At 73.6% G+C, this 12517-nt stretch carries 9 protein-coding genes; 8 read left to right on the top strand and 1 reads right to left on the bottom strand.

The genetic code is table 11. From position 1 onward, the window contains the following. The first annotated feature begins 33 nt into the window (after positions 1-33). The 5 genes from KIT14_17440 (at position 34) to KIT14_17420 (ending at position 6049) form a co-directional block, all read left to right on the top strand. Positions 34-834 carry an SDR family oxidoreductase gene (locus KIT14_17440; GenBank protein MCW5892308.1) on the top strand — a complete coding sequence of 267 codons (801 nt, stop codon included), beginning with the start codon at positions 34-36 and terminating at the stop codon, positions 832-834. Positions 835-1019: 185 nt separating this feature from the next. Beyond that, complete coding sequence (locus KIT14_17435; GenBank protein MCW5892307.1) at positions 1020-2675, top strand: AMP-binding protein; 1656 nt, start codon at positions 1020-1022, stop codon at positions 2673-2675. 97 nt (positions 2676-2772) lie between these two features. After that, on the top strand, positions 2773-3516 hold the full coding sequence (locus KIT14_17430) for a GNAT family N-acetyltransferase (GenBank protein ID MCW5892306.1): 744 nt from the start codon (positions 2773-2775) through the stop codon (positions 3514-3516). 51 nt (positions 3517-3567) lie between these two features. Beyond that, the gene (locus KIT14_17425) at positions 3568-4689 is read left to right on the top strand and encodes an amidohydrolase (GenBank protein ID MCW5892305.1); all 1122 of its coding nucleotides are present in this window, start codon (positions 3568-3570) and stop codon (positions 4687-4689) included. A gap of 280 nt (positions 4690-4969) precedes the next feature. Beyond that, a complete protein-coding gene (locus tag KIT14_17420; protein MCW5892304.1) occupies positions 4970-6049 on the top strand; it encodes a hypothetical protein in 1080 nt (359 codons plus the stop codon). Positions 6050-6062: 13 nt separating this feature from the next. On the opposite strand, the gene speA is transcribed toward KIT14_17420, so the two are convergent. Next, the gene (gene speA, locus KIT14_17415; GenBank protein ID MCW5892303.1) at positions 6063-7997 is read right to left on the bottom strand and encodes a biosynthetic arginine decarboxylase; all 1935 of its coding nucleotides are present in this window, start codon (positions 7995-7997) and stop codon (positions 6063-6065) included. A gap of 404 nt (positions 7998-8401) precedes the next feature. Between speA and KIT14_17410 the strand changes: the two genes are divergently transcribed. The 3 genes from KIT14_17410 (at position 8402) to KIT14_17400 (ending at position 12513) form a co-directional block, all read left to right on the top strand. After that, the gene (locus KIT14_17410) at positions 8402-10099 is read left to right on the top strand and encodes a hypothetical protein (GenBank protein ID MCW5892302.1); all 1698 of its coding nucleotides are present in this window, start codon (positions 8402-8404) and stop codon (positions 10097-10099) included. After that, a complete protein-coding gene (locus KIT14_17405; GenBank protein MCW5892301.1) occupies positions 10096-10857 on the top strand; it encodes an iron-containing redox enzyme family protein in 762 nt (253 codons plus the stop codon). The genes KIT14_17410 and KIT14_17405 overlap by 4 nt, the downstream gene beginning before the upstream one ends. A gap of 75 nt (positions 10858-10932) precedes the next feature. Further along, positions 10933-12513 (top strand): right-handed parallel beta-helix repeat-containing protein, encoded by a 1581-nt coding sequence (locus tag KIT14_17400; protein ID MCW5892300.1) that lies wholly within the window; start codon positions 10933-10935, stop codon positions 12511-12513. Positions 12514-12517: the final 4 nt, after the last annotated feature.

The following is a 12517-nucleotide window of genomic DNA, read 5'->3' as shown; positions in this document are numbered from 1 at the left end:
CTCCGCCGCTTCCGCGCTGGTCGAATCGCCGCCGTGCGGCTGGGCACGGGAACGATCGCCGTCGTGACGGGAGCCGCGAGCGGCATCGGCCGCGCGCTCGCCACGACCCTCGCGGCACGCGGCTGCACCGTCGCCGGCGTCGACCGCGACGGCGACGCGCTCGCGGACGTCGCCCTCGCCTCGCGCCACGTCGCCGACGTCGCGGACGCCGCCGCCATGCGCGCGCTCGCCGCCGACGTCGTCGCCCGGCACGGCGGCGTCGCCCTGCTCGTCAACAACGCCGGTGTTTCCGTCGCCGGCCCGTTCGAGCGCGTGCCGCTCGACGACCTGCGCTGGATCATGGGGGTCAACTTCTGGGGCGTCGTCCACGGCTGCGAGGCGTTCCTGCCTCATCTGCGCCGCGCGCCCACCGGCTGGATCATAAACGTCGCGAGCGACTTCGCGCTGGTCGGCTGCCCCACCAAGACCGGCTACTGCGCGAGCAAGTTCGCCGTGCGCGGCTTCAGCGAGGCGCTGCGCGCCGAGCTGTACGGCTCGAGCATCGGGCTCACGGTCGCATACCCGGGCGCCACCGACACCGCCATCGTCCGGCGCGGCCGCGTCGTCGACACCAATGCGCAGGCAGCGGAAGCCCGGCTGCTCGCGCGCGGGCGCGCCCCCGAGGCGGTGGCGGCGGCGATCGTGCGCGCCGTCGAGCGCGGCCGCGGGCGCGTCCTCGTCGGCAGCGAGACGCGGCTCGCCGACCTGGCCAGCCGCCTCGCCCCCGCCTGGACGAACGCGCTCGTCGCGCGCGTCCGCGACCGCGTGCCGTTCCTGCGCCTGGCGCCGCGCTGACGTCGCTGCGGGCCGCAGGCGGCAGATCTCGATCGCGAAGTACGGCAGCACGACCCCGATCGCCGCCTCCTTCGCGCGCCGCCCGATTCCGGAACGGCGTTACGAAACCGCGCCGCAGGCCCGGCCCGGCGAGTCGACGCGCGCGCCGCTTGCCGGCACGTCGCGGCGCATGCTTCACCCGCCGCATGTCCTATGCCGACCTGCTGCGGCAGCACGCCGCGGATCCGGCGCGTGCGTCGCGCGTCTTCCTGCGCGACGGCGACCGCAGCTGGACGTTCGCCGAGACGCTGTCCGAGTCCGCCCGCTTCGCGCATCTCTTCCGCGCGCGCCGCGACCCCGCCCGCCCCTTCCACGTGGGGCTGCTGCTCGAGAACCGGCCGGAGTTCGTGTTCGCACAGCTCGGCGCCGGCCTCGCGGGCGCCGCCGTCGTGGGCCTCAACCCGACGCGGCGGGGCGAGCACCTCGCGCGCGACGTCGCCTACAGCGACTGCCAGCTCGTCGTCACCGAGCCGTCCTTCGCCCCGCTGCTCGCCGATGCGCCCGCCGATCCGGCGCCGATCGTCTTCGTGGCCGAGCGCGACCTGCCGGACGCGCTCGCGGCGCTGCCCGCGACCGATCCGGGCGTCGCCGTCGACCCCGACGACCTCTGCATCCTCGTCTTCACCTCGGGCACGACCGCCGGGCCGAAAGGCGTCGTGCGCGGCCACGGCAAGCTCACCATGATGGCGCACGGCGCGGTGCACATGATGGCCGGTGCGACGCCCGACGACGTGGTCTACTGCGCCATGCCGCTCTTCCACTCGAACGCGCAGATCCTGAGCCTGGGCGTCGCGCTGGCGGCGCCGTGCACCCTCGTGCTCGCGCGCCGCTTCTCGAAGAGCCGCTTCCTCGCCGACGTGCGCCGCTACGGCTGCACGCTCTTCAACTACGTCGGCAGCCCGCTCGCCTACGTCATGGACACGCCCGAGCGGCCCGACGACGCCGACAACCCGCTGCGCCTCGCCTACGGCAACGAGGGTCCGCGCCAGTACCTCGACGCCTTCGGGCGCCGCTTCGGCTGCCGCGTGATCGACGGCTACGGCGCCAGCGAGGTCGGGGTCACGTTCACGCGCAGCGACGGCGACCCGCCGGGCGCGCTCGGTCTCGCGGGGTACGGCGTCGTCATCCTCGACGAGGACGGCAACGAGTGCCCGCTCGCCGAGCTCGACGCGCAAGGCCGGCTGCGAAACCCCGAGGCGATCGGCGAGATCGTCAACACCGCGGGCACCGGCATGTTCGAGGGCTACTACAAGAACGACGAGGCGACCGCACAGCGCACGCGCGGCGGGCGCTTCCACACCGGCGACCTCGGCTACCGCGACGCGCAGGGCTACGTGTACTTCGCCGGCCGCGACGTCGAGTGGCTGCGCGTGGACGGCGAGAACTTCCTCGCCCGGCCCGTCGAGCAGATCCTGGCGCGACACCCCGACGTGCTGATGGCGGCGGTCTACGGCGTGCCGGACGCCGAGGCGGGCGACCGCGTCATGGCGGCGCTCCAGCTGCGCGCGGGCGCGGGGTTCGAGCCCGGTGCCTTCACCGCCTTCCTCGCCGCCCAGCCCGACCTGTCGCCGAAGTGGGCGCCGACCTTCGTACGCATCGTCCCCGAGCTGAGGCGCTCGGAGACCAACAAGGTGCTGAAGCGCGAGCTGCAGCGCGAGAAGTTCCTCGGCGTCGACGGCCCGGACCCGCTGTGGTGGCGGCCGCGCGGCGCCGACACCTACCGCCGCTTCGGCGCCGCCGACCTCACGACGCTGCGCGCGCACTTCGCGCGCGCGGGCAACCTCGGCCGGCTGGAGGCGTAGGACGCGCGTCGAGCGGCATGCGACCGTCGCAGCGTTCCGCGCCCGGGCCGGGGCCTGGCTGGCGGCGCGCGAGGTCGATTGCGACCTCGTGCTGGCGGTGACGACGCGGCTCGCGGCGCACCCGGCCGAGGAGGCGGCGGCGCGTCTCCTCACCGTCGCCGACGGTACCGGCGCGGTGGTCGCGGTCGCCGTGCAGACGCCGCCGCGCAAGTGGATCGTCGTCGACGCGCCCGTCGCCGCGATCGCGGCCGTCGTCGACCTGGTGCATGCGGCCGGCTGGGACGTGCCCGGCGTCTTCGGCGACGCGGACGCGGCCGGCGCCTTCGCGGCGCGCTGGCGGGCCTGCGCCGGCGTGACCGTGCGGTCCGGCCGGCGCCAGGTCCGCTACGTCCTCGACCGCGTCGCCTGGCGGCCCCTTCCCCGCGGCCACTGCCGCCCGGCGACGGCGGCCGAGGGCGCCACGCTGGTCGCCTGGACCCGCGCCTTCGCGGCCGACGTCGGCGACGACGCGGACGCCGACGAGGCGGTCGCGTACGTCGTCGCAGCGCTCGACGCCGGGCTCCTCGTCGTATGGGACGACGGCGGCCCCGCGGCGATGGTCCGCCTCGCCCCCGGCACGCCGCACCTCTGGCGGCTGGCGCTCGTATACGCGCCCCCGGAGCGCCGCCGCCGCGGCTATACCGGGGCGCTGGTGGCGGCCTGCTGCGACGCGCGCCTCGCGGCCGGCGCGCGCTGGTGCACGCTGTCGACCGAGCGCGCCAACCGGCCGGCGAACGCGCTCTACCGGCGCGTCGGCTTCCGGCCGGCGGGCGACACGATCGACTGGCTCTTCACCCCTTGATGCGAACGATCGTTTGTTCGTATGTTCCGACGCACTGGAGGAGCGCGCACGATGGCCCGTGAGTACAACCTGATCTCCGCCGATTCCCACGTCCTCGAGCCACCCCACATCTGGACGACGTACGTCCCGAAGAAGTTCCACCACAAGGTGCCGACGGTGGTGCCCGACGGCGAGGGCGGCGAGGCCTGGCAGTTCGCCCCCGGGATCGCGCCGGCCCCGATCGGCATCTACGCCTCGGCCGGCCGCAAGCACGAGGAGGTGCGCTGGACGGGCGTCACGTTCGCGGCGGCCAACCAGGGCAACTTCCGCGGCGGGCCGCGCCTCGAGGAGCAGGATCAGGACGGCGTCGACGCCGAGGTGCTCTTCGGCTCGGCGCGCATGATGAGCCACTTCTTCTCGGACGACGATCCCGAGTTCCACCTCGCCGGCGTGCAGGCCTACAACAACTGGCTCGCCGAAGAGGTCATGTCGGTCGATCCCTCCCGCCTGATCGGCCTCGCGTGCATCCCGGCCCTCGGCGTGAAGGCCGCCATCGCCGAGATGGAGCGCTGCCTCAAGATGGGCTTTCGCGGCGTGTGGCTGAACACGTTCCCGAGCGTCGGCAGCGTCATCCGGCCCGAGGACGACGAGTTCTGGGCCGCCGCGCAGGCGAACAAGGTGCCGGTCCACTTCCACGTGCGCGTCATGCGCCAGATCGCGAAGCCGAAGCCGAAGGGCGCGCGCGGCGACGACCTCACCGGCCTCGCCAACGTCGGCGCGGCGAACTTCATCACCGACCTGCCCGAGATCATCAGCTCGGGCGTCCACGACCGCTTCCCCGACCTCACCTGGGTGATGGTCGAGGCCGGCAGCGGCTGGGTGCCCTACATCCTGGAGCAGCTCGACGACCGCTGGTGGCGCAACCGCTGGTGGCTGCCGGTGAAGCTGAAGCACGAGCCGAGCTTCTACTACCGCCGCAACTGGCGCTCGTCGTTCATGATCGACAACTACGCCGTGAAGAACCGCCACGTGCTCGGCGTCGACAACATCATGTGGTCGTCGGACTACCCGCACCACGGCTGCGACTGGCCGGAGACGCGCCGGGTGGTCGACGACATGATGCGCGACGTGCCCGCCCCGGAGCGGCGCAAGATGTGCGCCGAGAACGCGGCCAGGCTCTACGGCCTGATCTGACCGTCGGCGCGGCGCGGTCCCCCCGCGCCGCGCCTTCTTCGCCGCCGGGGGCTGGTAAGCGGTCCGCCGACGGCGCTATGCCCACATCACGCGGTACGTCCTCGGATCGCTGTGGCTCGCCCTCCTGCTGGCACGCGCCGGCGACGCCGACGCCACGCCGCTCGCGCAGAGCCGCGAGCTCGATCCGGTCACCGTCGACACGCGGCTGCTCGCGACGCTGCCCGACCGTGACCCGGCGAGCTACCGGCTCTACGTCGCGCGCGACGGCGGCATCACCGCGGTGCCGTTCCAGGTCGACCAGCGCGACGCCCGCGGCCGCATCGTCGTCGAGGGCGACGTCCAGGGCGTCGGCCGTGCGTTCGACGACGACGACGCGCTCGTCTTCATGGCGAACGATCTGGGCGAGCGGATCGCGCCCGCCGCCCTGCCCGCCCGCGACCACGCCATGGAGGTGGAGGTGTCCGACGCGGCGACCGGGGCGCGCGGCTTCGCCTACCTCGTGCACGCCCCCGACGCCGCCGCGCCCGAGCGGCCCCCGAACGCCACCTACGACCGTGCCCGCTACCGCGTCGACGCCGCCGCCTACAGCGTCCGCTATCCCCCCGGCCGCAACTTCCTCACCGACCTCGCCACCACCGGCCCGGGCGGTTCGCTGGCGCATCTCCTCGTCTCGCGCATGAGCCTACGCATCGCGCCTACGTTCGCGATGCTGGTGACCAGCTGGAGCCCGCAGCTCACCGAGGAGAGCTTCACGACGGTGATCGAGGGCGTGCGCAACGGACCCGTGCGCTCGATCGTGCGGGCGCGGCAGTCGCTCGAGCTGGGCGCGCTCCTTCCCGACGCGCCGGCGGGCGACGTGCTGACGTACTACTACCCGAACGCGATCGTCACTCCCTCGACCTTCAAGGTGCCCGCGGTCGTGCTGCGGCTGCTGCGCGCCTTCGAGTTCGAGGGCAAGGCCATCCTCGACGCCTCCGCGGCCGGCAGCCGTTACGTCGACGCCGCCCACCCCGACGGCCTCGCCCTCGCGACCGCGCCGCAGGGGACGGTGAACGCCGCCGACCCGGAGTGGTTCGTCATCGACGGCCCGGGCGGCACCTACCTGCACGCCTTCGACATCCCCGACGCCTGGCGGCGTTGGGGCATCACCCGTGCGTCGGTGCTCGGCCAGGCCGACGGCCGCCTCGCCGCGGGCTACAGCCTGCGCGACATGACGCGCATGCAGGAGGCGGGTGCCTACGACCTGCGCGTCGCCATGGTCGTCCTGGGCCGGCCCTATCGGCCCGGCGACGAGCGGGCCGCGCTGGCCATGCTCGACCAGCCGCTCGCCGTCGAGGTGCGGCCGGTCGCGACGCCCTGAGCGGCGGCGCGACCTACGCGTCGACGGTCAGGTACGTATAGCCCTGGAGGGCTTCCTCGTACCGGCGCATGAGGCGGCCCGACTCGGCGGGCGTGAGGCGTCCGTCGCGCAGCGCGACCTCGGTGGCGCGGCGCACGCGCGCGATCAGATCCTGCTTCGAGTACTGCACGTACGACAGCACCTCGGCGACCGAGTCGCCCTCGACGACGTGCTCGACGCGGTAGGCGTCGCCGTCGAGGCGGACGTGGACGGCGTCGGTGTCGCCGAAGAGGTTGTGCAGGTCGCCCAGGATCTCCTGGTAGGCGCCGACGAGGAAGCTGCCGATCAGGTACGGCTCGCCGTTCGGCTGGTGCAGCTCGAGGAAGTGCTTCACGTCGCGCAGGTCGATGAACTGGTCCATCTTGCCGTCGCTGTCGCAGGTGAGGTCGGCGAGCACGGCGCGGCGCTGCGGCGGGCGGTTCAGGCGATGGATCGGCAGCGTCGGGAAGAGCTGGCGCACCGCCCAGTGGTCGGGCAGCGACTGGAAGAGCGAGAAGTTGCAGTAGAACGTGTCCGACACCTGCCGCTCGAGACCCTCGAGCTCGTCGGGCACGTACTCGAGGTCGCGCACGACCTTCAGGATCTTCTCGACCGTGGCGTAGAACAGCTCCTCGGCGCGGGCGCGGCCCTTCAAATCGATCACGCCGAGCGTGAAGGCGGTGATCGCCTCTTCCTTCAGCTGGAGGGCGTCGTGGTACGCCTCCTGGAAGTTCTTGCGCGAGACGCCGGTGAACGTCTCCCAGAGCGAGTGGATGATGCGGTGCTCGTCCTCGGCGACCGGCTCGGGCATCTGCCCCATCAGCATCTCGTTGGTGCCCAGCACGTTGAACACCAGCACCGAGTGGTGCGCGACCATGGCACGCCCCGACTCGGTGACGATGTCGGGGTGCGGCACGTGATGCTGGTCGCACGCCTCGGCGATCTGGCTGACGACGTCCGCCGCGTACTCCTCGAGCGTGTAGTTCACCGAGGAGTGGAAGTTCGTCTGGCTGCCGTCGTAGTCGACGCCGAGCCCGCCGCCGCAGTCCATGTACCTCATGTGGGCGCCGAGCGCGTAGAGCTCGACGAAGATGCGGCTCGCCTCGCGCAGCGCGTCCTTGATGGCGCGGATGGCGGTGATCTGCGAGCCGATGTGAAAGTGCAGGAGCTGCAGGGAGTCGAGCAGGTTCGCGGCGCGCAGCTTCTCGACCGCGGTGACCATCTCGGAGGTGGTGAGGCCGAACTTCGAGCGGTCGCCGGTCGACTCGACCCACTTGCCCGCGCCCTTCGTCGACAGGCGCGCGCGCACGCCGAGCACCGGCCGTACGTCGAGGTCGCGCGCGGTGGCGATGATCGTGTCGACCTCGGCCATCTGGTCGACGATGATGATGACCTTGCGGCCGAGCTTCTGCGCGAGCAGCGCCGTCTCGATGTAGGCGCGGTCCTTGTAGCCGTTGCAGAGGATCAGCGCGTCCGGGTTGTCCTGGAGCGCCAGCGCCACCAGCAGCTCGGGCTTCGAGCCCGCCTCGAGGCCGAGGTTCGAGCGGCGGCCGTACTCGATCAGCTCCTCGACCACGTGCCGCGCCTGGTTCACCTTGATCGGGTACACGCCGAGGTAGCGGCCCTTGTAGTCGTTGTCGGCGATCGCCTGACGAAAGGCACCGGAGAGCTGCTCGACGCGCGTGCGCAGGATGTCGGAGAAGCGGATCAGGAGCGGCAGGCGGAGCCCGCGCGAGCAGAGGTCGTCGACCAGCTTCTTGAGGTCGATGCGCGTCGAGCCGGGGCCTGCGGGCGTGACCTCGACGTTGCCTGCCTCGTTGATCGTGAAGAAGCCGCGGCCCCATCCGTTGATGTTGTAGAGCTCCATCGAGTCGCGGACCGTCCACGCCCGCAGCTCGCTCTGGAGCGCCGCATCCTTCACCCGTGCCATCGGATCGTCTTTACCCCGAACGCCGGCGAATGCCAGCGTACGCTCGACGCACGCGACGCGGCGGCACGCGGCGAGCCGCCACCCGCGCGCGGCGCCGTCACGGCGCCGGAGCGTCGCCGCGTGCGGCGCGCACGGCGACGCCGCACCACGCGACGACGCCGCCGCCACGACACGCGACGAGACGCCGTCGGGCCTGCCGCATCCGCCGCTCGCGCCGGCCCGGGCGCGGGCCGCCGGAGCAGAACGCCTCGCCTGGCGTGATCGACGCCTCCCCCGCCTCCGCGCTCCCGCCGCCCGGGGCGAGATAGCCGACCCTGCATGCAGTCGCGCACCGCACATTCGGCGCGGGCTGGAAACCCGACTAGACCCGTGTCACCACGAAAGGGCTCCCAGAGCTGCGAAGGATGGACGACTCCTCCTCCCCCGTGCGGGCCGGTCTGGCTCCCGGCGTCCTCGTCGCGCTCGGCCTGGCCGCCTGGATCGCCGGCCGCGCACCGATCGCCGGGGCCGACCTCCTCGGTCAGCTGCTGTGGACGAGCGCATGGCTCGTCGCCCTCGAATCCTTCTTCGAGGCCCTGGCCGCGACCGGGCCGGGCCGGGGGCCGCGGCAGGAGGAAGGCGCGGGTGGCCGGGCCGGGCTGGTCTTCGTGCTCGCGGCGGTCGCCCTCGCGCCCCTGACGGTCGTCGCCGAGACCTGGACGCAGCTCGGCGTGAACCTGCTGCTCTACCACCACGGGCAGGCCGACCCGACGTTCGTCGGCTGGCTGCGCGGCATGATCGACACCGCGCCCTACGCCGTCGCGGTGGGCATGAGCGACGATCCGCTCAGCTGGTTCTCGCGTCGCGTCCTCGGGCTCGACGACGAGCGGCATCCGTTCGCGACCGTCGCCTGCGCGCCCATGCTCGGCGACGTGCTGTGGGCGGGCGTCGCGATGCGCATCGGCACGGGCACCCTGCGCCGCGCGCAGCCGGCGGTGGCGCGCGCCTTCCGGCTCGCCTCGCTGCAGGCCGCCACCGCGCCGATCGCGCTGCTCGGCTACTTCGTGCTCGCCGGCGGCACCGGGCTCGGCGTCTGGCCAGGGATCTTCACCGCCCTCCTCGGGACGCTCGACGCCGGCGGCCAGGTGCCGGCCTGGATCCGCATCGTCGGCACCGCGATCTTCTTCCTCCTCCCCATCGGCATGGTGTGCTGGCGGCTGTGCGCGGAGCGGCACACGGTCACGCCGCTCGCGGCCGTGCGACCGCAGACCGCGTCCCCGCGCCCCGGCGGCGTCGAGCTCGCGGTCGCGGCGCTCGTCGTGCCGCTCCTCGGCGTCTGGGCGTGGACGCTCACTCCCGGCGCCTGGTCGTGGACGGGGCAGACGGCGTGGCTGGCGCTGTGGCTCGGCTACCTCGCCTGGGCGTTCGACGCCGCCGTCGCGCGTGCGACCGGCCCCCGTGCCGGGACGCCCGGCACCCGCGCGGCGCGCCTCCCCGCCCTCATCCTCCTCGCCTGGCCCCTCGCCGTCGCCGCGCTGACGATCCAACTCGGGGCGCAGTGGCTCGTCGCCGCGCTGATCGACGGACGGCAGCAGCTGGCGATCGAAACCTACGGCTGGTTCCTCGGCCAGGTACGCGCCGGCCGCGCCGGGACGCTGCCGCCGGCGGCAATGGCCGCCGCGTTCGCCGGCAACCTCGCGTGGGCGGCCGTCCTGCTGGCGCTCGCCCGGCGCGGCGCACGCGCCGGACACGCGCGGACGGCCCGCGTGCTGCGACTCGGGGCGCTGCAGGCCGCCACCATCCCGCTCGCGCTCGTCGCCCACCTGGTCCTCGGCGTCGTCACGCGCGATCGGGCCGAGCCCGGCATGCCGCGCTTCGACGCGTGGCACGTGTGGACCCACGTCACGCGCGCAGCCCTCGGCGCCTCGTTCGCCGCCGAGCGGGTGCCGGCGTGGCTGTCCGCGCTCGCCGGCGCCGGCTTCCTCGGCATGCCAGCCTGGGTGGCGCGCCGCGCCTTTCTGGCCGAAGATGCGGAGCGTCGCGCCCGCAGCTCGCCGCCGGCCGACGCTGGCCAGCCCACCGCAGCGCCCGCCGCCCCACTCGCTCGACGGAGGCTCGCATGAAACACGAACGGCTCGCCCGTTACCCGAGCTACCTCCAGGATCTGGTCGTCGACACCGGCGAGGCCCGCCGCGGCGTCACCGCCCACGAGGCGTGGCAGCGCATGCGCGAGGGCACGATCGACGCCGCCCAGCACCGCCGCATGCTGGTCGGCTTCTGGCCGCTCATCGAGCGCTTCCCGCAGTATCTCGCGCAGGCGATCCTCAAGACGACGCACGGGCGCGACGTCGGACAGAACGCCGCGCGCTCCTGGCTGGCGCGCAACCTGCGCGTCGAGCAGCAGCATGCCGAGTGGTATCTCGACTGGTGCGACGCCGCCGGCTTCTCGCGCGACGACGTCTGGGACGGCGATCGCCCGGTCGCGATGACCGCGGTGGCCGACTGGTGCTGGCAGATATGCTCCGCGGGAGACCTCGCCGAGGCCATGGTCGCCACCAACTTCGCCGTCGAGGGCGCGACCGGGGAATGGACCCCGGGCGTCGCGTCGAGTCCGGCGTACCGCCAGCTGCTCGCGCCGCAGAAGCTCGAGGCCGGCCTGCGCTGGCTCCAGGCGCACGCGGACTACGACGACACGCACCCCTGGGACGCGCTCGACATCGTCGCCGCCTTGGTCGGCGCGAACCCCACGCCGGCGCGCGTGCGCTCGCTGTCGCGTGCCGCATACAAGAGCTACGTCCTGTACGGGAGCGCACTCGACACAGCGCTCGATACGGGCCGTGCCGGCCGCGCCGCGGCGCCGCGAGTCGTCGCAGCGCGCTGACGCGACCGATGAGCGAAATGTCGCTTGCGCAGAACGGCGCGACGGTGCCAGCGTGCGTCGCCAGGACGGCTCTGCATGTTTCGTTCTCGCGGCTGGCTCGGACGTCTCACCCGCCGCCGGTTCCTCACCGGCTCGACGACGCTGGCGAGCAGCGTCTTCGCCACCGGCATCCTCGGTTCCTCGAGCGACGGTCTGCGCTCCGGTGAACGCGTGAACGTCCGGCGGCTCGGCGCCGCCGGCGACGGACATGCGGACGACACGCGCGTCTTCCAGAACGCCGTCCAACGTGCGGCGGGGGGCGGAGTCGTGAGGGTGCCGCCCGGCGTCTACCGGCTCGGGACCGTCCGATTGCGCAGCGGCATCACGCTCGCGCTCGACGCGGGCGCCGTGCTCCTCGGCAGCCCGGACGACGCGGACTACGACCCCGTCGACCTCGTGCCGTCGCTGACCTTCGCCGACCTCGAGACCGCCGACTTCTCGTTCGCGCTCCTCGCCGCCGACGGCTGCACCGACGTGACGATCACCGGCCCCGGCGTGATCGACGCCGCCCGCACCCGCCGCGGCGGCCCGAAGCCGATCGCGCTGCGCGGCTGCCGCCGCGTCCGCGTCGCCGACGTCGAGGTCCGCGGCGCCCCGAACTATGCCGTCAGCCTCCTCGGCTGCACCGACGTCGTGATCGAGCACGTGACCGTCACCGGCGGCCACGCCGACGGCATCGACCTCGACTGCTGCCGTCGCGTGCGCGTCGCCGGCTGCCGCGTCGACGCGCTCGACGACGGCATCTGCCTCAAGGCCAGCGGCACCGGCGGCGAGGAGCGCTTCTGCGAGCAGGTCGTGATCGAGGACTGCATCGTCGAAAGCTCGAGCAACGGGCTCAAGCTCGGCAGCGAATCGTCGACGGGCTTCCGCGACGTCGTGCTGCGCGACTGCCTCGTGCGCCACCGGCCGGCGCCCGGCTTTCCGCCCGAGATCGCCGAGGACGGCGGGGTCGCGCTCGAGATGGCCGACGGGGGCGTGCTCGAGGACGTGCTGGTGGAGCACGTGCGCATCGAGAACGTCGGCACGCCGCTGTTCGTGCGTCTCGGCGATCGCAGCCGCGCCGCCGGTGCGACCGCCCCGGGCGTGCTGCGGCGGGTGACGATCCGCGACCTGGTCGCCACCGGCGCCCGCGCGACCAGCGTCGTCGCCGGGCTCGACGGGGCGCGCATCGAGGATCTGACGCTCGCCGACGTCCGCCTCGCGCACGCCCCCGGCGCGCCGGCGGCGCTTCCCGCCGCCGCGATCGCGCAGCTCCGTGCCGCCTACCCGCGCCCCGGCATGTTCGGCCCGCTACCGGCAGCGGTGCTGTGGTGCCGGCACGTCGCGGGCCTACGGGCCGACGGCCTCGTCTGCGAGGCCGCGGCCGGCGATCCGCGCCCTGCGCTCTGGTTCGAGGACGTGGAGCGGGCCCGCCTGCCGCGCGTGGTGGCGGCGGGCGCGCCGGCCCTGCGCCTGCACGACGTGCGCGACGTCGCCCTGGTCGGCGACGGCACTGCGGGATGGGTGCACCTCACCGGCCGGGCGACGGACGACGTCCGCGTCGCGGGCGACGCCAGCCTGCTGGCTCCGCTCGGCACCGACGTCCCGCCCGGCGCCGTCGTCGTGACGCGCTCCTGAGGGC

This window comes from bacterium (assembly GCA_026129405.1).
Lineage (GTDB): Bacteria > Desulfobacterota > Binatia > DP-6 > DP-6 > JAHCID01.
The sequence above is the reverse complement of the archived record's forward strand: the minus strand, read 5'-3'. Positions and strand labels throughout refer to the sequence as shown.